Source organism: Streptomyces boncukensis (genome assembly GCF_011045075.1).
Classification (GTDB): Bacteria; Actinomycetota; Actinomycetes; order Streptomycetales; family Streptomycetaceae; genus Streptomyces; species Streptomyces boncukensis.
Genome location: NZ_JAAKZZ010000001.1, coordinates 48,798 through 69,328 on the forward strand (window position 1 = coordinate 48,798; position 20,531 = coordinate 69,328).

Here is a 20,531-nt window from a genome sequence, read left to right on the forward strand (position 1 = left end):
CGGCCTTCTTCCCACGGAGATCCGCCATGCTCGTCCCATCCCTGCCGTCGGTCGGCGACGTGGTGCACTACGTCAGCCACGGCACGCCCCTGCGCGGAGACGGTTCCCAGGCGTTCCCCGCGGCCTGTCGCGCCGCCGTCATCACCGAGGTTGACCGGGACGACCCGGGGCGTGTTGGCCTCGCAGTCCAGAACCCGACCGGGACGTTCTTCCATCCGCTCGACGCTGGCGGCTCTGTGTACGCGGACCCATCGACCGCGCTTGGCGGCTCCTGGCACTGGCCGGAGGTCGCCCAGTGAGCGCGCCGATGTCCGCCACCCGGTTCATCCAGGCGCTCCGCGAGGAGGGCGTGACCGTCGTCGAGGAATGCAACTGGCGTACCCACAACAGGAATCGGATGGGGCCGTGGGGCAGCGTGCACGGGGTGATGATCCATCACACCGTGACGAAGGGAACCGCGGCCACCGTACGCATCGTGCGCGACGGATACAGCGGCCTCCCCGGCCCGCTGGCGCACGGCGTGATCGCCAAGGACGGGTGCGTGCACCTCGTCGGCTACGGCAGGGCGAATCACGCCGGGCTCGGAGACCCGGACGTGCTCTCCGCCGTCATCTCCGAGAGCGCCCTGCCGCGAGATGACGAAGCGACGGTCGACGGCAACCGCGCCTTCTACGGGTTCGAGTGCGAGAACCTGGGCGACGGCTCCGACCCGTGGCCCGGCGCGCAGCTCGACGCGATCGAGCGGGTGAGCGCGGCGATCTGCCGTGTGCACGGCTGGGGCGCCCGCTCGATCCTCGGGCATCTGGAATGGCAGCCCGGCAAGTCCGACCCGCGGGGTTTCTCGATGGACGGCATGCGCGATCGGGTCGCGGCCCGGCTCGGCGAGAGCGAGCCCGGTCCGCTCCCCACACCGAAGCGGCCGAAGGTGTCGTTGTCCCGGCTCATCGCCGCCGCTCGGTCCAACCCGCAGGCGCCGGGACAGCCGGTCACGTACGCCGGCGTCAGAACGTACGAGGCGGCGCTCGTCGACGAGGGTCTGCTGGCGAAGGCGTTCCTGGACGGACACTTCGGCACGACGACCGTCACCGCGACGAGCCTCTGGCAGGAGCGCTTGGGCTACCGCGGCAGGAAGCCGGGGCAGGCGGCGGACGGCATCCCCGGCCGCGACTCCGTCACCAGGCTCGGTGCCCGGCACGGCTTCGACGTCATCGACTGAAAGGTGCAGACCATGGCTGGCCGTCGAGCGCGCCCAACCCCGCCCATCGAGCGGAAGGTGACCTTCGCGACTGCTGCCGCCTACCTCGGCTCGACCGGTCTTCTCGGGGCGCTCGCCGCAGTGCAGGACAATGCCCGGCTCTTGGAGTGGATGCCGGATGGGCTAAGTCCATTCGTCCTCGCGCTTGTCCCGACGGTGATCACTGCCGTGTCCGGCTGGAAGGCGAAGCACACTCCGCGCACCGGCGACGAGCCCGGGCCGAGCGGTCGGTGAACGTGGACGCGACCGGCATCCCGGCCCTGGACGTCGCCCTGGTGTGGGGCGGCGCGGTGACGATCCTCGCCGGAGTCGGCACGGTCGTATGGCGAGCTGTTCGGGGGATGGTCCGGCTCGCGGGCCGGGTCGACGACTTCATGGACGACTGGGCCGGCGAACCGCCCCGCGCAGGTGTGCCGGGACGCCCCGGCGTCATGGAGAGGGTGTCCGCGATCGAGGAACGTCTCCAGCGCGTCGAGGACGAGCTGTACCCGAACAGCGGCGGCTCCCTCCGGGACGCCGTCGACCAGGCGAACGAACGGCTCGCCCGGCTCTGCCCGGAGCTGGAGGACTGCGGGCCGGCCCCCACACCAAGCGATCCGCCTCCGGACTCTCCTCCGGCCGCTCCCTGACCGGCCGCCCGCCCCACGGCTCCGGGGGCGGGCGGCCTCCTCCGCCACAGCCGCACGAACGATTCCGCCGTTGCGCAGACGACAAAGGCGCCTGTGATGGACACTGAAGAAGGAACCGGCCTTCCCGGCCGGAATGCGCCGCATACCCCCCCGTGCGGCCAGGAGACGAGCCCGACCGTGTTCCCCCGCATGGCCGGGCTCTCTCATGTCCGGTGCGCGGCCGAGAGGTGGCCGCTGGCCCTACCCTGTCCCTCAATCCATGTACACCGCTGCTGGCGTGCTGGAGGAAGACGCCTCGCCCTCGGAACCCGGACGGGGCGTCTTCTCTCTGTGCGCACGGTCGGCGGCGTTCCACAGCGCGACCAGGCGGGCGTACTCGCCTGCCCGGCCGTCTGCCCCGGGCCGGGACATGAGCAGCCGGATGCACTCGTTCAGTGCGTCACGGCAGGCGTGATCTGGCAGCACATCCGGGGAGGTCACACCGAGAGAGTACGGCCGCCCACTGACAGTGAGTGAGCCGCCGGGTCAGGCTGGCTTCGCCCAGTAGTCCGTCAGCATCTCGCCCGGCCACGCGGGCTCGTGGACCGCTCCGCGCGGCCCCATTTCCGTGAAGTAGGGCGACAGGTCGTAGATCTTCGTGCCGACCACGGCGTCCAGGTCGGTCACGTACAGCCTCAGCCCGTCGACCTTCAGCAACCGCGGGAAGCTCTGCGCCAGTTGGTTGGGGCGCCGGTGATTACGATGGGCAAACGTGCCCGTGGCCGGCCACTGCGTGTTTCCACGCGGGCTGCGGGCGTGGTGCTCGACGTCATCGGGTGACGCCTGGTCGAAGTGCCACACAACGACCAGGTGGGAGAACTCCTCCAGGCCCTGTACCGAATCAAGGGGGAACTCTGCTTCGTCGAGCTGGATCACCGACTCGACGCCTCCCCAGTAGTCATCGGCGACCTCGGTACGGCCCGCGACAACTTCCCCGATCGGCTTGATCTCCAAAGCCATGGCTCCAGCCCTTCGATTCGGTCTCAACGGCACACGTGATCAATCTACTTGCGCCAGGTACGAGGCCGCACGGGCGTCGAGCGCGCCCATCGCGGGGATGCCGCGCTTACGGTAGGGCGACAGGAGTTTCCGCATGTCAACGACCGTCTGACGGGCTCGGCCCGAGTAGATCCCGTCCTCCATCGCATCCAGGACGTTGGTCCATGTCGCACAGGCTTCTTCGACGCCGCCCTGCGCGATCTGCGCGGCACCCATGTATCCGAGGGTGACCGCGTGCGTGCGCCGGAACGCAGCTCCGCGCGTGCGTACGGAGCGCCGGAACTCCTTGACCGCACGTTGCTGATCACCGAGATCACGCAACGTGCACGCGGTCTCGTGGGCGAGGGATGCCTCGCCGAAGAAGAAGGTCCGGTCCGGCTCTCTGATCCCGTCGTTGGCGTTCGACAGGTCGTCCTCAGCGCGGACAAGCGCCCTTGCGGCCTGCTGCTTGCGGCCGTTCGCGGCGAGGGTGCGCGCGTGCACTACGCCGAGGAGTGCTCTCTCGCGGGGGGTGGCCGCCGCGTAGCGCTCGCCGTGCACCGAGGTCTCCGCGATCTGGAGGGCTTCACGGCGAAAGCCCAGGTCGAGCGCCTGGTGCGCCATGGCGCGCAGGATGTGACCGCTGAGGGGTTCGTCACCGGCGCGGGCGGCGAGCTTCACCGCGGTGTTGAAGCGCTGGAGCGCGACCGCGTGCTCGCTGTTGTCGAAGGCCATCCAGCCGGATACGTAGGCCAGCTCTGCGGAGGCAGAGAACATCGCGCGTCGGGTCGCGTCGTTGGCGAAGCGTCCCCGAAGGAAGTCGTGGGCATCGTGCTTCAGGTACTCGTCGACCGCCCTCCGGCCGTGGCCGCCGCCGCGCCGCTGGTCCATGCGCGAGAAGGCCAGCGTCAGCTCGCGCACCATCTCGACGTCGCCGTGGCCGACACGCTTGCCAACCGAAGGCTCCTCTGCTGGCCGCCTCGACATGGCCTCCCACCACGTTTCGTCCGGCAGAAGCAAGGCCGCTGCGGAGTACACGCCGCTCGTCAGCACCCCACGCCGGTCCGTGTTCACTCCACTCTCCAAGTCGTTCAGCGCGATCAAGGGATCGACGCGCCAGTCCAGCGCCCCCTGCGCTGGTGAGGTGGAAGCTGCGAACCCGGCCTCTTGTGGCGTGATCTCACGCTTCAGACGACGGGACAGCGCCTGGCACAAGATAGCGGGCGCGACCCCTGTCGGTTCGGTGCCTCCCACCCACATGCTCACGTGGGAGCGACCGACCTTGGAGTTCTCCCGCACCTCGCCGTTCAGCGTCTCGACGGCGACCCGGTTGTACGCGGCTGCTGCCTGTGCCCGTGACCAGCGAGCTTCCACGAGAAGTGCGGCCAGCCGCTCGTTTCTCTCGCGCGCCATCCTGCGCCCCCGCCATTGAAAGCGATCTTTGACCACGTTGACCGACCCGCCCCGGCACGTAGCTGGGCGGGCGCGGCTCCAACGTAGTGCTCAACTGACCTCTGGAGTAGGAGAGATGGCGCAGAGTCGCCCCTACGAGGTCGGGAGCAGGGGTCAGCCCGTTGAGCGGATCATCACCGTGAGGCGGGGAGAGGCTGGCGACGGCTGACTGTGGCCGATGTCCTCATAGCCCCACGACCGGTACAGGGCGTGGACCTTCCCGTCGCCGGCTGCTTCGTTGACCATGAGCGTCACGTACGGTTCATCGCGGCTGGCGAGGAGGGCGTCGTGGATGCGTCGCGCCACCCCGGTGCCACGCCATGCGGGGCGCACACCGATCTCCTTCAGCGCCACAGCCGCGTGCTCCGTGTACTTCTCGCTGGGAGCTGGGTTGGTGCGCTGCCAGTACCGGTCCCCATCTTCGATCCTGTTGCCGTACGCGTACCCCACGGGGTGCTCGCCCTCGTAGGCAAGTACCGCCTGGAAGCCCGGCTCAGCGCCATGCCTGTCCAGCCGCTCACCAAACGAAGAGACCGCGTAATTGGCGAGATGGAGCAGCGGTGCCCGCACCTCGGCGTACACATCGAGCAGGTCACCGCGAACGGCGTCCAGTTCGGTGAAGGAGCGGAGTTCGATGGCAGGTGCCGAGGTCATGCGTGGGGCCTCCAGGCGACGGTGTGCTCGGTCCAGGTGCTCGCGCTGGCGCTACCCGGTGCGGTGGCACGGAGGGCAGCACCGAACTCCTGAAGCATGCGCGATACGCGGGGGTGATGGGTAGCCGCCTCCGCCGACACCTTCATGGCCGTATCCGTGGCGGTGTCGACGTCGCCCTGGGCGAGCTGCGCCTGTGCGAGGCGGCTAGTGGCGATGGCGCGCGAGCGCTGCATGTGTGGCCTGAGTACGGCCAAGCACTGGTGCGCGTGGTACTCGGCAGTGGTCCAGTCGCCAGCGGCGAGATGGGCGGTGAGAGCGAGGGAGTGAAGCTCCGCCTCATCGTAGAAGGCCAGGAGCCATACCGGCCGGGACGTACCTCGATCAGCACGGTCCATGGCTTCATACGCCTGATCGAAGGTACGAGGCAGGCCCCGCCTCTCGTGGGCGGCGCCTTGGATAGCCATCTGACGGGCCATGCCGAGGGAGGCGAACATCGGGTCGCGCCGCGTGATGTGCAGATTCCGTGCGACGTCGTTGGCAGCTCGCGCGTCGGCAGGGCGCCCCATGTGCCGGTAGAGGCTGCCGGCGTGCGACCAGATGCGGAACTTGATCGCCTGGTCGCCGGAAAGCTCGGCGAGGGCCTGGGCTTCCCGCATGTGGGCGACGGCGTCTTGGAAACGGCGGCCGTCGATGGCCGCCCACATCGCGGATGAGCGGAAGCTGGCCGCGGTGGCGTATAGGCGGCTCCGCACCCGCTGGGTGGCGCTGCCGGAGTTCTGGAGATTCAGCGCTGAGTCGGCGAGGTCGGCGGCACGCTTCTCGATGTCGAGCTGTCCGCCGCGCTTGTGGTCACTGGCGACCACGGCGGCGAACTTCTCCTCCAAGCGTCCGACGTCGCTCATGCCGATCTTGCGCGTTGAGGCGCCGGCTGGAGTGGCGGCAGCCACGGCCGCCGAGATGGTTCCAGCGACGAGGGTGCGGCGGTGCATGGGGTCCTCCTGCGGTGGGGCTGCCGTGGGTGAGGAGCGGCCCCGTGGCACGAACCCTAAGTCGACGGCGGACACCCCCGAGATGTCCTCCAGGACCTTCCGCGTTGCCGTGTTGGGCCACCGAACCCGTCCAGATCGCCACTCCCGGACGTGCCGGCCGTCGTAGGTTCCGGGCTTTCCAGTGAGGTCCTCCAGGGCCGAATTAATGGCTCTGGCCAGGCTGTTGGAGCTGTGCTGATGGTCTTCCATCCACGCTTCAAGAGCCTGGTTGCGCGTGGTGTCCATGACCGCACCGTAGACCGTTGCGCACTCAGCGCAAGGTAAAGGGATTACCAAAATCACCTAGGGGGCTCATCGCGGTTCTGCGTCAGATCCCCTAACCAGCCGCAGGCGACGGGGAGTTATCTGTTTCACCCGGCACCGGATGTGGCTCGCGGCCCTGTCGCAGATCTGCGTGACGGTGCCCGCCGGGAACGAGCAGACGACCCACAAACGATCTTTGACCACCTTGACCGCCTCCAAGCCCTTGACCCCATGCCGAACGCGGCGGTTAAGCGGTTCGCTCTTGTAGGCCAGCTTCACGACGGGCGGGAGTACCCCACATGAACTCCTCCACCGGCAGCTCCAACGTCACGAGTGCCGTGTGCCCGGCCAGCGTCAATGGGCGGCATCGACGGGGCTCAAGTGCCCCCGAGCCACAGGCACGCCGCTCATCGCACGATGCCCCGACCTGTCCACCTGGGAGGCTACCGATGACCTCGGCCACAGCAGACGTACCGGTTGCGCCGAAGCCGCTGCCGCAGACGTCGCGCGCCTTCGAGGTTGCTTTCGCCCCCGCGCGGTCCCGGGTCGGCCGCATGCGCCGAATGACCCTGGCTCACCTGGAGCGGTGGGACGTGCGTGGCCCGCTGGCCGAGAACGTCGTGCTCGCCGTCTCCGAGCTGGTCACGAACGCTGTCGAACACGGCGAGGGAGACGTGGCCTTGCGGGTGCAGTGCGCGGACAACGAACTGCACGTCGCGGTCACCGACGGAAGCACGGCCCTGGCCGATCTGCGCTCCCCGGAGGATGAGGACGATTCCGGCCGCGGCCTGCTCCTCGTCGCCGTCCTCGCACACAGGTGGGGCACCAGCGACGGCGGCAGGACGACCTGGTGCGTCTTTCGCGTCCCCGCGAGGAGGCCGTGATGGTCGCAATCACGCGCGAGGCCGCAGCGCAGATGAGCGGGCGATGCTCCGCCGACGACGTGACGGCCGGCATGGTCCTCTTCGGCCTGCGCCGCTCTCTCGCACGCGAGGCAGTCACCGACGAGCTGTATGACGACCTGGAAGCCGTTCTCGGCGAGAACGCGAAGCCCGCGCCCGACGAAGTCCCGGCCATCGCAGACCGGTTGCGGAGGGCCACGACGAAGCTCGTGGAGATCGTGCCCTATCTCGTTGCGCCGTACCCGATCGAGGAGATGCGGCGCGTGATCGACATGAGCGTCCAGCAGCCACCGCCGGAACAGGCCCGCGGGCATCTCATCCGCTTCGCCATGGCCATCCTCACGCTCCTCGACCTGATGGGAGATGACGCCGCATGACGCGCTCTCCCACCCACAACGTCGGACGTGCCCTGAGAAACGGCTCTCCACGGCAGCAAGTCCGACTCCACGCCCGGCGCCGAGAAAACGAGGCTTCAAACGCTCTGGGAGGCCGTCGCGCCTCGGCGCCGGGCAGCTATCTCTGCCGGTTCGCTCCCATACTCCTCGCCGCGCTCGTCCTCGCCCACGCACAGCGGACGCGGCGTCGACGGCCGGCACCGGCGATACGTCGCTTGGCAGACAACGACGAACTGCGATTCGCCTGGCTGTGTCAGCAGATCATCCACACCCGCCAAGGAGCAGAGACGTGACCACGACCGTCGCGAGGATCACCCTCGCCCCCCGAGAGCGGCAGATCCTTGAGGGCCTGGCCGACGGCAGCACGCTCGCCACGGTCGCTCTGGACCTCAAGATCCGTGAGAACACCGCCCTGGGCTACCTCAAGCTGGCCAAACGCAAGCTCCACGGCGTGAGGGAGACCGCGGCGGCTCTCGCTGTCGCCTACGCCACGGACGCCATTGACCGGCCGAACCCGCTGGACCCCGAGGCCCTGTTTCTGCCCCGTGAGCAGCGCGACATCGTGCCGCTCATTGCTCAGGGGATGGCGTCCGCGCAGATGGCCACCGAGCTGAATCGGCCGGTCACCATCGTCCGCCGGGACGGCCGCGACCTCCTGAAGAACCTTCGAGCCCAGAACCGTGCCCACGCCGTCACAAGAGCGTGGCAGTTCCAGATCCTGACCGCAGACGAGGTGAACGTATGGCTGCGCTGACGGCCGCCGTCCCCGACAAAGTCGAGATTCTGGCCCTCGTCGAGACGGCCCTGTCCTGGGACTTGGACGGCGCTGATCTTCCTTCCGTCGAGGACGCGCTGAGCATGGCCGCGTGTTTCGCCCGCTACGGCCGGATCGTCGCCGACGACCTACGCGCCCAGTACCGCGCCAACGCCGCCGGGTCGGTCGCTGCCGATGGCGCCCAGGCCACGCTCAGCGAGGCCGACCGTCGTCTCAACTTGAAGCCCTTGGCCCGGACTGCCGCTCCCCGGTCGGCCGCGCACCGCGCCCAGAACCTCGCGCGCCTCGTTCAAGCCCTGAACCGAGCCGCTGGCGCGGTCAGCGAGAAACGCGTGCCCACGTGTCGGCACAGCCCGCCCTGCCCCACCGCCGATGCGCCTGACCGGGAGGCCGCGCACGTCATCGCGCATGGCGGTATTCAGGGCTGGAGCTTGCTGTGCAACAACGTGCTGCTCTTTGAGGACACCGGCGAGCTGCTGCCGAACGGCCAGATCATCGCTCCGCACCGCGGCGTCGGAACGGCAGGGACACGCGTATGAGCGCGACCACGAAGTGCCTCGTCCCCTACATCACTGCTCGTGAGGGAGAAGAGGCCGACTCGTTCCTCTCCCTACGCGCCACCTTCGACGCCGCCGGCGTTGCGAGGCTGGGGTACTGGGACGAGACCAGGGAGGACCGCGACGTACGCGGCGTCCTATGGGGACGGGTCTCGCAGTCGATCGGCCCCGACCGGTTGCCGACCGGCGAGCCGAAGTGGCGGATGGTGCACCCCTCCCGGCAGCGCGAGACGATGCTCAAGCTCAAGTGCCAGGTGTGCGTTCAGAACGCCAGAACACCCGAGGGAATTCTGTTCCTGGAGGCCAAAAAGGACGGCGTGCCCATGGCCAGCACCCCAGTCCGCTCCGCGCAACCCCCGGTCTGCCTACGGCACGCGCGCTTGGCAGCGAAGCGCTGCCCCTACCTCGCAGAGCACGGGCACGTTGCGCTGCTGGCGCAGAGCGCGCCCCTGTACGGGGTCATAGGAACGCCCCACGCCTACACCGACAACGGCCTTCGAGTCCTATCGGGCGACGACGTCCCCGTTCCGTACGGCGACCCCGCTCTGAGGTGGTTTCTCGCCTCCCAGCTCGTGCGCACGTTGCGGTCCTTCACGGTCGTCGACCTGGACGACCTCGTGCCCACAGATAGAAACGATCAACACTAGGAGCCTCCATGGACGCCAGCACCGTCGACGTCGCTGTCTGGAACATCGAGGCAGACGGCGGCCGTAATGGTGAACGCCGGGACTTCGCGCTCGACATCCTCGCCGGACTCGGAGACGGCGGGCCGGACGTGCTGCTCCAGCAGGAAGCGAAGTTCAGCAGAGAGCGGGGCAACCAGCTCATGCACGCCACGGAGAAGAGGCTGAAGCTCCGCGGGTTCCTGTCCGCACCCAACCCTGACGCGGACGCAGACATCGCTACCGCCGTATACCTGCGCCCCGACATGTTCCAGGTCGCAGAAGCCCGGCCTCGCGCGAAGCCCTGGTGGCTCCACCCCTGTCACGTCACGGCGAAGCTCGGAGACTGCCCGATCCCGCTGAACCTGATCTCGTTCCACATGTGCTGGTTCGACGCCAACAACCGCCTTACCGAGGCCGGTTGGCTCACTACACAGGCCCAACTCGGCATGGCCACGCTCGCCGGCGGTGACACCAACAGCTATCCGCGCAGCCCCGAACCGATCTCCCTGCCCGACTGGGACAAGGTCACCGACCGAGCACACATGGTCCACCGCACCTTCCTGGATACGGATGGGCACCGTCGCAGCGACACCCGCCCCGACGGCGCCCTGATCGACGCCGAGTACGTCGACCTCGCGCGCCACGCCGCCGACCACCTCGGGCAGGTCGGCGCCCTCGCCGCCACCGCCGGGTTCGACAAGCCCCACCAGGGCGGACCCCAGCGCATCGACCGCACGTACTCCGCCGGGGGAATCGCCGCCGCCCTCGACCACGTCGAGGTCATCGACAACGAGGACACCCGCGCCGTCTCTGACCACGGATTGGTCTTCTACCGCTTCCACCGCACCCGGCTTGAACGCGTACTCACCCAGGTGGAGAGCGTGCTGTGCGCGTGATGAGACGGCCCGCCCGTCGTCAGCGACAGGTGGGTGCACCACCCGGCAGTCGGACCTGGAACAAGGCTCGACTCCGGAGGAACGTGTGGGGAGGAACCCGTCCCCCGTCGGGCTCCTCCCCGCACAACCCGGCTGCCCCAGCGCAGCTCCCGATCTCCTGGTCCTGGCGCTGTCCGGCGTAGCGACCAGGTGGCAACACCAGTCAGAAGCACAACCGACCAGTAGGAGGAACCATGCTCACGACCATCGAGCAGAGCCAGGCCGCCGCTCCGGTGTCCGACGGTGTCGACCTGGAGCTGAACGTCAGCATCGTCACCGCCGGCCCGGTGGCCGCGGCCCTGCTGTCGTCCACCGACGACGGCTGCGACACCGTCCGCGGCAGCGACTGCTGAGTCAGTCAGCCCGGCTCTGATGCCCCCGGGGTGTCTGCGGCGAGCGAGTCTCGCCGCGGGCACCCCCGGGGTCCGTGCCCGAACCCCACGCCGCAGCGCGGAGAGGCAGCAGAAGGTGACAGCGATCGAGTACACGCCGTACTACCGGCCGCTTACGGCGGCGATGTGGCGGGCGAGCACGTCCGGGTCTGACGAGCTCCTTCCGCCCTGGCCCGGCCAGGCAGCCGACGCCGCCTCATGGCGGTCCTGGCTCGCGAAAGTGTGGGCAACCCGATCTCTCGCCGAAGCCGTCACGCTGGCCAGCCCGCCGCTGGCCGATCGGATCGAACAGGCCCTGTCCGGACGGGACTTCGCTGCCGTTGACCTGCGGCACATGGCAACGTCCCTGGCCCGATACCTGATTCGCCTACGCGGCCGGGCCACCCCCTTCGGTACGTTCGCCGGAGTCGGCCCCTTCCGCTTCAGCGACCGGACCCGCCTGTACTGGAGCGGCGACCATCGACCCCGTGCGAGGGCCGACGCCGTGTGGCTCGCCGACGTCATCGCCCGGCTCGAAGCGTGCCCGTCGCTGCGCGAGCGGCTGCCCGTCGTCGTCAACAACCTGGCCGTCGAGCGAGGCGAGAAGCTGGTGGTGCCCTGGCAGCCCCACCTGGCCGTCGCCGTCCGCAGCTCGGGCGAGAACGTGGCGAAGGTGACCCTGAGACGGGTTCCGGTCGTGCACACGATCTGCCAAGCAGCGCGCACCCCCGTACCGGCCGGCACACTGGCCGACAAGGCCGCCGCCGAGCACCCCGGCGCCTCGCGCGACGCGCTGATGGGCGCGATCGGCCAACTGATGCTCTCCGGCGTACTGATCAGCAGCCTGCGTGCCCCGGGCACCTGCACCGATCCCCTCGGATCGTTGCTGAGCGCCCTGGACGCGGCGGGCGCCGACGCCGTGCCTGACGTGGAGACGGTGCACGCCGAACTCCGAGCCCTTCACCACCAGATAAGCGGGCTTGGCCAGGCCGGGACCTGGGATGGACGGCAGGACCGGCGCCTGGTCACGGACCGGATGCGGGCTCTGTCGAGCGTCACCGACCAGCCCTTGGCCATGGACCTCTCCTTGGACGCCGACCTCATGCTGCCCCGCTCGGTGGCCACGGAGGCCGCCGACGCAGCCCAGGCCCTGATCCGGCTCACTCCGCAGCCCTCGGCGAGCACATCGTGGCGCGAGTACCACCGCGACTTCCTGGCCCGATACGGACCAGGCACCCTCGTTCCGGTCACCGAGCTGACCGATTCCGCCAGCGGGCTCGGCTACCCTCGCCACTTCACCGTCCCGTCCTCCCAGCGAGAGATCACGCGACGGGATGAAGCCCTCCTCGCCCTCGCCCACCAGGCCGCCCTCGACGGTGTCAGCGAGATCGTCTTGGAGCCGACCGACCTGGAACGGATCAGCCCCGTCCGCGACGGCGCCGCGCCGGTGTCGGCGGCGGACCTTTCGGTGGACCTCCGCGCCTCCTCCCAGGCCGCCATCGACGAAGGCGAGTTCACCCTCGCCGTCAGCGGGTTCGGCCGGGCCGGGGCCACTACCGGCCGCTTCCTCGATCTGCTGGCGGACGGAGCACCGGACGAGACCACTGCCCTGTATCCGGCGTTGCCGACCGGTGTGGCCGGGGCGATGGCCGCCCAGCTCTCGTACCCGCCCCGGCGCCTGGGCAGCGAGAACGTCCTGCGCGTGATGCCCGTAACCCCGCACGTCATCTCGCTGGCCGAGTACCGCTATGACGACGGGCACCTCCCGCTGACGGACCTGGCTGTCGCCGCAGACTCCACACGCCTGTACGTCGTCTCCCGCTCGCAACGGCGGGTGGTGGAGCCGACGCTGCCGCACGCCGGCGCCCGGCACACCATGCCGGATCTGGCCAGACTGCTGTTCGAGATCCCACGCTCCGCCCACCCAGCAGTCACCACGTTCGACTGGGGCACCGCCGCCTGCCTGCCCTACCTGCCGCGCGTGCGCTACGGCAAGAGCCTCCTCGCCCCCGCCCAGTGGCGGATCGCCCCCGCCGACCTCCCCGGACAGCAGGCCCCCGCCCAGCAGTGGACTGCGGCGTGGCAGGCGCTCCGCGACCGCCGTCATCTGCCCGCCACCGTCGCGGTCGGGGACGGCGACCGTCGTCTGCGCCTGAACCTGGACGAGGCCATGGACATGGAGGTGCTGCGCGCCCACCTGAACGCCGTCAACGAGCCGGTCACCGTAGCCGAGGCTCCCGACAGCGCGGAACACGGCTGGTGCGGCGGCCGGGCGCACGAGATCGTCGTTCCGCTGGCCCCGACGGCTCCGCCCGCAGCGGCACCGTCCTTCCTTACCCGCGTCCCGCCGCCGGTGACCGACAGCCGGGACGGGAACGGAGTGGTGTACGCGAAGCTGTACGCCCCGAGCGAGACGACCGACGACATCCTGACCCGGCACCTGACCGCGCTCCTGGCCCGCTGGGAGAAGCCGCCGCTGTGGTGGTTCGTCCGCTACCGTCACCCCAGCCCTCACCTACGTCTGCGGGTACGGGACGCCGACACCGCGCGGACCGCCGGGCACCTGACGGCCTGGGCAGGCGAGTTGCAGCAAGCGGGGCTGGCCGGGGAGATCTCCTTCGACACCTACCGGCCGGAGACCGGCCGGTACGGCACGGGGGACGCCATGGAGGCTGCCGAGCGTCTGTTCGCCGCCGACTCCGCGGCCGTCCTCGTCCAACTCGCTTTCCTGGCTGCCCACCGGGAGATCCCGCCGCAGGCGCTGACCGCCGCGAGCATGGCCGATCTCGCCGCCGCCGTCATGGGCGACCGGAGCACGGGTCTGCGCTGGCTGCTCGCCCACCCCCAGTACGCCGACGGGGCCGGCGCCCAGGATCGCCAGACCCGTAGCCACACGCTCCACCTCGCCCGCAGCGGGGCTCTGGAGACGTTGCCGGGCGGCAGCGACCTCGCTGCCGCCTGGGCTACCCGCACCCAGGCGGCAACCGAGCACGCAGCTTGCCTCACCTCCTCCGGTAAAGCTCTGGCTCCGGGAACGGTGCTCGGCTCGCTGCTGCACCTGCATCACGTCCGCGCGCATCCATTCGAGGAAGTGTCCGAGGCGGCGACCTACAAGCTGGCCCGGGCCATCGCCCTCGCCAGCGCCGCACGCCACACCGACCGACAACACCAAGGAGGGGACCGGTGACCGTGCGGGACACCACGGCAGCGGCTTTGCGTGAACGCGCCGCGACCATCGCCGCTGAACTCGTCGACGCTCTGGCGGTGCCGCCGGATGTGGACTACGGCGACGACGTCCGGCCGGACAGCCCACGCTGGCGAGACCAGTCCTTGTCCAAAGGCGCCGCCGGCGTCGCCGTGCTGCACGGCCTGCGCGCCCAGCAGGGCCTCGGCGGCACCGAGTCGATGCACGCGTGGCTCGCCCGCGCCGCCCGCGACGACCTATCCGCCGGGCCGGGGGCCGGTCTCTGGTTCGGCGCTCCGGCCGTCGGCTTCGCCCTCCACCTCGCCGCCCCCGACCGCTACCAAGGCGCCCTTGCCCGCCTGGACGCGGCTGTCGCCCAGCTCGTTCACGCCCGACTGACGGCTGCCGCCGAGCGCATCGGCGCCGCCCGGCGGCCCTCGCAGTACGAGTTCGATCTCACCCGCGGCCTCGCCGGGCTGGGTGCCTATCTGCTCAGGCGCGACCCCGGCGGTGAACTGCTCCGCCGCGTCCTCGCCTACGTGGTTCGCCTCACCCGGCCCATCCCGGCCGACGATGCCGCCGGTAGCCGGGCACCAGGCTGGTGGACCGCCGACATCCCCGCCGGGTCGCTCGACTCGGCCTTCGCGCACGGGCACGCCAACCTCGGTATGGCCCATGGCATCCCCGCTGCCTTGGCTCTGCTCGCCCTCGCGATGCGCGAAGGGATCACCGTCGACGGGCACGCCGACGCCATCGAGACCGTCAGCGTCCACCTGGACGCCTGGCGGCAGCCGTCGGCCGCTGGCCCCTGGTGGCCCGAGCGGATCACCCTGGATGAACTGGAAGACGGCCGCCCCCACCGGGACGGGCCGGCCCGCCCCTCCTGGTGCTACGGCACCCCCGGCATCGCCCGCGCACAGCAACTCGCCGCCCTCGCTCTGGGCGATACCGCCCGCCAGCAGGCGGCCGAGGACGCTCTCGTCTGCTGCCTGGCCGATCCCGTCCAGCTCGCCCGCGTCACCGACCCCGCTCTGTGCCACGGCTGGGCCGGAATCGTCACCACGGTGTGGCACGCCGCAGCCGACGCCACCGCCCCCGGCATCGCCCACGGCCTGGACCGGGTGCTGGTCCGCCTCCTCGACGACGCCCGCGACACCGATCCCGACCAAGTACCCGGCCTCATCGAGGGGAGCGCCGGTATTGCCCTGGCCCTGCACAGCATCGCCACCGGCACCACCGGCGGCTGGCCCACCTGCCTGTTGATCGACTAGCCCGAGGAAGTGCCTGTGACAAGCGACGACCCCACCCCCGCCTGGCGGCAGATCAACCTGTCCAGCGACACCTGGCAGGACGCCGAACGCCTGGCCGTCCAGCACATCCTGCCGCTGCTGGCCCAGGCCGAGGATGACGGAGCGATCACCTCTTGGTGGTTCATCCGAAAGCGGGAAACCTGGCGCCTGCGCCTCCAGCCCACCCCCGGACGCGACGAGGACACCGCCGCCCTCCTCGCGCAGATGACCGAGGCCCCCGACCTGCGCGCCCACGCCGAGGACGTGGTGTACGAGCCGGAGACCTACCGCTTCGGTGGCAAGCCCGCCATGGAGATCGCTCACCGTCTCTTCCACGCCGACAGCCGCCGCATCCTCGCGCACCTCGCCCACGCCCGTGGTGGGCCGGATCACCGGCGCGAGATCGGCCTGCGGCTGGCCACCCGCATGATGCAGGCGGCCGGCCAGGACTTCTACGAGCAAGGCGACATCTGGACGGCCGTCGCCGAACACCGGGCCGCCGACACCCGGACACCGTCCGCGCCGACCCTGGCCGGGGTTCAGATGCTCATCACCGCCGCCGAAGACAGCCCTGGCAGCCCCCTCACCCAGACTCCCGCCTGGCCCGCAGCCTATGAGGGAGCGGGAGTGGCCCTCGCCGACCTGGCCGGCCACGGGTCTCTGACCCGCGGAATACGCGCCGTCCTCACCGACCATCTGCTCTTTGCCTTCAACCGTCTCGGCATCAGCGCGGAGCATCAGGCCGCCATCGCCCACGCTGCGAGCCGCATCATTTTCCACCGCGAGCCCGTCAGCGGCACGGTCCCGCGAAGCTCCGACGTCGCCATTGCTCAGCCCACTACAGTCAGGCCAGTGACCATGGACACCACCCCTGCACCGACCACTGATCCCCGCGCCCTCCGCGACGCCCTCGTGGCCAAGATCGACAGTCTCGGCACCTTCCGCACCGAGGCCGTCAAGAACGCCTTCCGCACCATCCCAAGGCATCTGTTCCTGCCCGAGGTGGACCTCGCCACGGCGTATGCGCCCAAGCAAGTGGTCACCAAGCGCGCGGCCGACGGCACCGCGGTCTCCTCCGCCTCCAGCCCGAACATCGTCGCCACGATGCTCGAACAGCTCGACGTCGCCCCCGGACAGCGGGTCCTGGAAATCGGTGCGGCCACCGGTATCAACGCCGCTCTGCTCGCCGAACTCGTCGGCGAGAACGGACAGGTGGTCACCATCGAACTCGACGACGACCTCGCCGAAGGCGCCCGCGCACACCTGACCGAAGCCGGGTACGAGCACGTCACCGTGCTGTGCCGGGACGGCGCCCTCGGCGATCCCGACCGCGCACCGTTCGACCGGATCATCGTCACCGCCGGGGCCTGGGACATCCCGGCCGCTTGGTGGTCTCAACTCGCGCCCGGTGGACGGATCGTCGTCCCCCTGCGACTGCACGGCAGCGGCCTGACCCGGTCCATCGCCTTCACCCGTACCGAAGACGACCGCATGGTCAGCACCAACGTAGCGGTGTGCGGCTTCGTCCCCCTGCGCGGCGCCGCCGAAATGGGCGAGATCCACGTCCGCCTCGCCGAGGACGCCATCCTCAAGATCGACGCCGAGGATCAGCCGGACCAGTCCGCGCTGGCAGGCGTCCTCACCTACCCCGCCCACCAGCAGTGGACCGGCATCCACGTGCGCCACGACGAGCAGGCGGCCCACCTCGACCTCTGGCTCGCCTCCATCGACTCCGGCCTGAGCTTCGGCAAACTGTCCGTCGGCCCCGCGGCCCGCGACCTCGGCCTGGCCGCCCCCGCCCTCCGCTGGTCCGGTGCCGCCATGTACGACGGCGGCACCTTCGCCTACCTCACGGCCCGCCCCGTCAGCGACGACGCCGACGAACTGGGCATCACCGCCAACGGCCCGGACGCCGACAAGCTCACCGAGCAGGTCAGCGACCTGCTGCACCGCTGGAGCCAGGAGCGCCCCGCCCAGCCCCTCATCACGGCCTACCCCGCTGCCGCCGGAGACGACCAGCTCGGCGACGGCGCCCGCGTCACCCGGCCCGACACCCGACTGACCATCGGTTGGTGAACGGGCCTCACCTCGCGCAACAAGCAAGGCACTGAGCCTGGAGAGCCCTGGAGAGCTGACCTCACCGTCATGCCCCAGGGCTCTCCTCTGCCCGATCCAAGTCGACCGGACCCCAGCCTGAGCGAATGGAGAAGTACATGCGGGACGCCATCCCGGCGCAGCACTCGACGGGCTCCCACAGCGCTCTATCGAACCGGCTCGCCGACGGCCCCACGGCGCTGTTCGTCTACGGCACTCTCCAGTTCGAGGCCGTACTCACCGGCCTCATCGGGCGCGTCCCCGAACGCCAGCCAGCCACCGCCTCCGGCTGGCGCGCCGCAGCCCTGGTCGGCCGCGTGTACCCCGGCCTCGTCTCGGCCCCCGGTTCCGAGGCTCCCGGCCTGCTGCTGACGAGCATGAGCGAACGGGAGTGGAGGGTCCTCGACACCTTCGAGGATGACCGGTACGAGTTGCGGCGGCTTGATCTGCACTGCGGGTCTGCCGCCTGGACATACATTTGGCCGGGCGGAGAAGTGCAGGCCGAGAACTGGGATGTGAAGGAGTTCCATGATCGCCACCTCCAGGAGTACGCCGCGCGGTGCGCGCGGATCGCTCCCGAGCTGGCGGCCAGGGCCGGCTACTGATCCGGGGAGCGTCCCAATGCTCCGGGTAGCCTCCAACCGGCACCTCGCAGGGGTTCAGAACTTGGGTGTCGGCGGCCCACACCCCGGTCCGCCGTGCGCTGCGATGTACCCCCTGACCTGCACTGACTTCTGCGGTACTTCTGACGATTCTGGGTGTGAACTGGGTGTGATCTTGGAGAAGCGAAAGGGATCTGAGAAGTGTCCCCCGAGTCGCGCAGCAGTCACCACGCCCAGCAACATCACCACCCGCCACCCCTCCGACCTGGCATTTTTCCCACTGGAGCACAGGTCAGGACGGTCCATCCCAACCGCGATCTTGACGGCGCTCGTAATTCGGGACGAAGAGGTCGTGGGTTCAAATCCCGCCACCCCGACAGAGAAGTAGCAGGTCAAAGGGCCGGTACCGGACTCGGTATCGGCCCTTTGATCTTGTGCGTGACTAACTGAGTGACTATCGCTTCGGAGTCCGCCCGAAGATGCCATCCATGGCTGTCGCGCCGGACTGGATCACCGGGCGGATCTGCTTCCGGTAGACCTCTTCGGTCACGGCCATGCTGGAGTGGCCGACCAGCCTGGAGATCTCCTCGATCGGCATGCCGCCGTCCGACAGGATCGACACGAAGGTCTGGCGAAGCTCCCGAGGCGTCCAGTCCTGGGAATTGATCCCGTCGACCCGCGCAAGGATGCGGCGGAACTCTCGCCGAACGTTCGCGGAGTCGAGTTCGGTGCCGACCGCCGAGGTGAAGACCAGCCCGTCATCCTGCCACTGATCACCAGCCGCGAGCCGTTGCCAGCCCTGCCGCTCCCACTGGATCTTCAGAGCGTCGATCGCCCGACCGGGCAAAGCCAGCGTTCGGCGGGACTTCCGGGTCTTGGTGTCTCCGGTACTGCGGACCGAGCGCCAGACTGCAATGTGCGGCGGAATCTCGGGGATCGCCTTCGGGTCGCCGTTAAGGTCGACGTGATCCCATGTGAGCGGGCGGACTTCCTCCGTACGGCCGCCAGTCAGGAGCGACACCACGACGTACGCGTAGAGCGGCGAGTCCTCAGCAGCGGTCAAGACATCTTCCGCCTGAGCCAAGGTCAGGGACTTCGAGGGTCGCCCGGGTTGGCCAGCGGGGACCGAGCACAGCTCGACGACGTTTCGCTTGACCTTGTCGCGAGCCATGGCCCGCTTCACGGCGCGGTTCAGACATGAGCGGATCGCTTCCAGAGTCCGAGTACTCAGCGTTTTCGCCTTATCCGCAAGCCACTTGTCCACGTCCTCAGCGCTGAGATCACGGAGCTTTCGCGCCCCCAGGGCGGGGATGACGTGGGTGTTGCACAGGATCGTGTTCGTCTCGACGGTCCCCGAATCCCGACCAGCGAGCCCGTACGCAAGCCAGTCCATCACCGCGTCCTTGACCGTGTAACCGGTAGGTGCGATCGCAAGACCGTCTTCGTAGTCCCTGAGCACCTCCTTGAGCTTCACCTTGGCCTCAGACTTGGTCTTGCCGCTGGCCCGCTTCACGATCCGTTTGCCGCTCGCGTCAAAACCGAGGCTGACCGTGGCAATCCACCGTTGACGCTTGTCGTCCCAGTGAAGGCCGCCGTCGCCCCGACTACGTCGCTTCGCCATCAGGCCACCTCCCCAAGGTCCATACGCGAGGTGAGGTAGACCCGCACCGCTTTTGCCGGGATACGACGACTGCGGCCGATGGTCAGCGAGGGCAATTCCTTGGTGCGGATTAAGTCGTAGACCTTGGTGCGGCCGATCTTCAACGTGACCGTGACCTCTCGGACGGTCAGAAGTTCATCAGTCATCCCAACCCCCCAAGTCGTCAAGGTCCACCAGGGCTTCACGTACGATCTCTCGGTTCAGTCGGATGTCCTTTGCGATCGATTCGGCCAGCCAGGACTCTCCTGGCGTGTGGCCGTGTCCGGCGTAGGCCCAGTGGGCGAGGGTGAGGGTGGTTGTCTCGGGCTGGGTGTCGGGGTCGGGTAGTCCGAGGTGTGCGCGTTGCTGGCGGGCGCGGTAGTCGGCGCGGGCCTGGCGGAGGGCGCCGAGGGTGGTGGAGTAGCGGCGTGACTTCGAGCTGAAGTGGCCTCGGAAGCCGAGCATGTGGGCCCAGTCGCGGAGTTTGCGGTCGGGGTAGAGGGGGTGCAGGTCGAGGCAGGCTGCGATGAGCCGGGCGGGGTGGTCGGGGATGCCGAGGAGTGCGATGGCGTCGTGGCTGCCGATGCGGCGGTCTGCGGTGCCGGTCGCGGTTTCGGCGCCCTTGGTGGCGTACTTGGCCACGTAGGAGGCAACGGCCTGCTCGGTGAGGTCTTCACCGTGGCCGAAGGCACCGATGGACTGCACGTCGAGTTGTTCGCCCCAGTACAGGGTGCGAGCGGGCTGGTCACCGGCAGCCGGGATGTCAAGGGTGACGCGGGCGGCGGCGGCGCGTATGGCGTCGGTGAGCAGGTGCAAGGTAGCCC

21 protein-coding genes are annotated in these 20,531 nt (G+C 69.4%); 14 read left to right on the plus strand and 7 right to left on the minus strand.

Going from position 1 to position 20,531, the window contains the following annotated elements; genetic code table 11:
* Window positions 1–26 precede the first annotated feature (26 nt).
* The 3 genes from G5C65_RS00270 (at window position 27) to G5C65_RS00280 (ending at window position 1,884) form a co-directional block, all read left to right on the plus strand.
* A complete protein-coding gene (locus tag G5C65_RS00270) occupies window positions 27–299 on the plus strand; it encodes a hypothetical protein (RefSeq protein WP_165296495.1) in 273 nt (90 codons plus the stop codon).
* Window positions 296–1,216: an N-acetylmuramoyl-L-alanine amidase gene (locus G5C65_RS00275; RefSeq protein WP_165296496.1), complete on the plus strand. Its 921-nt coding sequence runs from the start codon at window positions 296–298 to the stop codon at window positions 1,214–1,216. The genes G5C65_RS00270 and G5C65_RS00275 overlap by 4 nt, the downstream gene beginning before the upstream one ends.
* 269 nt (window positions 1,217–1,485) lie before the next feature.
* The gene (locus G5C65_RS00280; protein WP_206441064.1) at window positions 1,486–1,884 is read left to right on the plus strand and encodes a hypothetical protein; all 399 of its coding nucleotides are present in this window, start codon (window positions 1,486–1,488) and stop codon (window positions 1,882–1,884) included.
* Between the two features lie 525 nt (window positions 1,885–2,409).
* On the opposite strand, the gene G5C65_RS00285 is transcribed toward G5C65_RS00280, so the two are convergent.
* The 4 genes from G5C65_RS00285 to G5C65_RS00300 all read right to left on the minus strand — a co-directional run bounded on the left by G5C65_RS00285 (window position 2,410) and on the right by G5C65_RS00300 (window position 6,281).
* Window positions 2,410–2,883 carry a TrmO family methyltransferase domain-containing protein gene (locus G5C65_RS00285; RefSeq protein ID WP_165296497.1) on the minus strand — a complete coding sequence of 158 codons (474 nt, stop codon included), beginning with the start codon at window positions 2,881–2,883 and terminating at the stop codon, window positions 2,410–2,412.
* 39 nt (window positions 2,884–2,922) lie between these two features.
* Complete coding sequence (locus G5C65_RS00290) at window positions 2,923–4,314, minus strand: NsdA family TPR-like regulatory protein (RefSeq protein ID WP_165296498.1); 1,392 nt, start codon at window positions 4,312–4,314, stop codon at window positions 2,923–2,925.
* 153 nt (window positions 4,315–4,467) lie between these two features.
* Window positions 4,468–5,007 (minus strand): GNAT family N-acetyltransferase, encoded by a 540-nt coding sequence (locus tag G5C65_RS00295; protein ID WP_206441065.1) that lies wholly within the window; start codon window positions 5,005–5,007, stop codon window positions 4,468–4,470.
* A complete protein-coding gene (locus G5C65_RS00300; protein WP_241265431.1) occupies window positions 5,004–6,281 on the minus strand; it encodes an NsdA family TPR-like regulatory protein in 1,278 nt (425 codons plus the stop codon). The genes G5C65_RS00295 and G5C65_RS00300 overlap by 4 nt, the downstream gene beginning before the upstream one ends.
* Before the next feature lie 467 nt (window positions 6,282–6,748).
* On the opposite strand from G5C65_RS00300, the gene G5C65_RS00305 reads away from it, so the two are divergent.
* From G5C65_RS00305 to G5C65_RS00355, 11 genes are all read left to right on the plus strand, one after another.
* Complete coding sequence (locus tag G5C65_RS00305) at window positions 6,749–7,183, plus strand: ATP-binding protein (protein ID WP_165296499.1); 435 nt, start codon at window positions 6,749–6,751, stop codon at window positions 7,181–7,183.
* The gene (locus tag G5C65_RS00310) at window positions 7,183–7,578 is read left to right on the plus strand and encodes a DUF6415 family natural product biosynthesis protein (RefSeq protein WP_206441066.1); all 396 of its coding nucleotides are present in this window, start codon (window positions 7,183–7,185) and stop codon (window positions 7,576–7,578) included. Before G5C65_RS00305 ends, G5C65_RS00310 begins: the two co-directional genes overlap by 1 nt.
* A 307-nt stretch (window positions 7,579–7,885) precedes the next feature.
* On the plus strand, window positions 7,886–8,350 hold the full coding sequence (locus G5C65_RS00315) for a LuxR C-terminal-related transcriptional regulator (RefSeq protein WP_165296500.1): 465 nt from the start codon (window positions 7,886–7,888) through the stop codon (window positions 8,348–8,350).
* A gap of 353 nt (window positions 8,351–8,703) precedes the next feature.
* Complete coding sequence (locus G5C65_RS00320) at window positions 8,704–8,910, plus strand: DUF5999 family protein (protein WP_165296514.1); 207 nt, start codon at window positions 8,704–8,706, stop codon at window positions 8,908–8,910.
* A complete protein-coding gene (locus tag G5C65_RS00325; RefSeq protein WP_165296501.1) occupies window positions 8,907–9,575 on the plus strand; it encodes a hypothetical protein in 669 nt (222 codons plus the stop codon). Before G5C65_RS00320 ends, G5C65_RS00325 begins: the two co-directional genes overlap by 4 nt.
* 8 nt (window positions 9,576–9,583) lie before the next feature.
* Entirely contained in the window at window positions 9,584–10,489 is a 906-nt protein-coding gene (locus G5C65_RS00330; protein ID WP_165296502.1) for an endonuclease/exonuclease/phosphatase family protein, read from the plus strand.
* 233 nt (window positions 10,490–10,722) lie between these two features.
* On the plus strand, window positions 10,723–10,881 hold the full coding sequence (gene fxlA, locus G5C65_RS00335) for an FxLD family lanthipeptide (RefSeq protein WP_165296503.1): 159 nt from the start codon (window positions 10,723–10,725) through the stop codon (window positions 10,879–10,881).
* A gap of 115 nt (window positions 10,882–10,996) precedes the next feature.
* Window positions 10,997–14,086 carry a thiopeptide-type bacteriocin biosynthesis protein gene (locus G5C65_RS00340; protein WP_165296504.1) on the plus strand — a complete coding sequence of 1,030 codons (3,090 nt, stop codon included), beginning with the start codon at window positions 10,997–10,999 and terminating at the stop codon, window positions 14,084–14,086.
* Window positions 14,083–15,354, plus strand: a complete 1,272-nt coding sequence (locus tag G5C65_RS00345) for a lanthionine synthetase LanC family protein (protein ID WP_206441067.1) — start codon at window positions 14,083–14,085, stop codon at window positions 15,352–15,354. The genes G5C65_RS00340 and G5C65_RS00345 overlap by 4 nt, the downstream gene beginning before the upstream one ends.
* Window positions 15,355–15,369: 15 nt before the next feature.
* Window positions 15,370–17,448 carry a methyltransferase, FxLD system gene (fxlM, locus tag G5C65_RS40305; RefSeq protein WP_206441068.1) on the plus strand — a complete coding sequence of 693 codons (2,079 nt, stop codon included), beginning with the start codon at window positions 15,370–15,372 and terminating at the stop codon, window positions 17,446–17,448.
* Between the two features lie 125 nt (window positions 17,449–17,573).
* Window positions 17,574–18,071, plus strand: coding sequence for a gamma-glutamylcyclotransferase family protein (locus G5C65_RS00355; protein WP_241265433.1), 498 nt, complete (start codon window positions 17,574–17,576; stop codon window positions 18,069–18,071).
* A gap of 451 nt (window positions 18,072–18,522) precedes the next feature.
* Here G5C65_RS00355 and G5C65_RS00360 read toward each other — a convergent pair whose 3' ends face one another.
* From G5C65_RS00360 to G5C65_RS00370, 3 genes are all read right to left on the minus strand, one after another.
* A complete protein-coding gene (locus G5C65_RS00360) occupies window positions 18,523–19,689 on the minus strand; it encodes a site-specific integrase (protein ID WP_165296506.1) in 1,167 nt (388 codons plus the stop codon).
* Entirely contained in the window at window positions 19,689–19,874 is a 186-nt protein-coding gene (locus G5C65_RS00365) for a helix-turn-helix domain-containing protein (RefSeq protein WP_165296507.1), read from the minus strand. Before G5C65_RS00365 ends, G5C65_RS00360 begins: the two co-directional genes overlap by 1 nt.
* Window positions 19,867–20,531, minus strand: a 665-nt coding sequence (locus G5C65_RS00370; RefSeq protein WP_338146183.1) for a replication initiator, incomplete at its 5' end; no start/stop codon positions are given. The genes G5C65_RS00365 and G5C65_RS00370, both read right to left, overlap by 8 nt.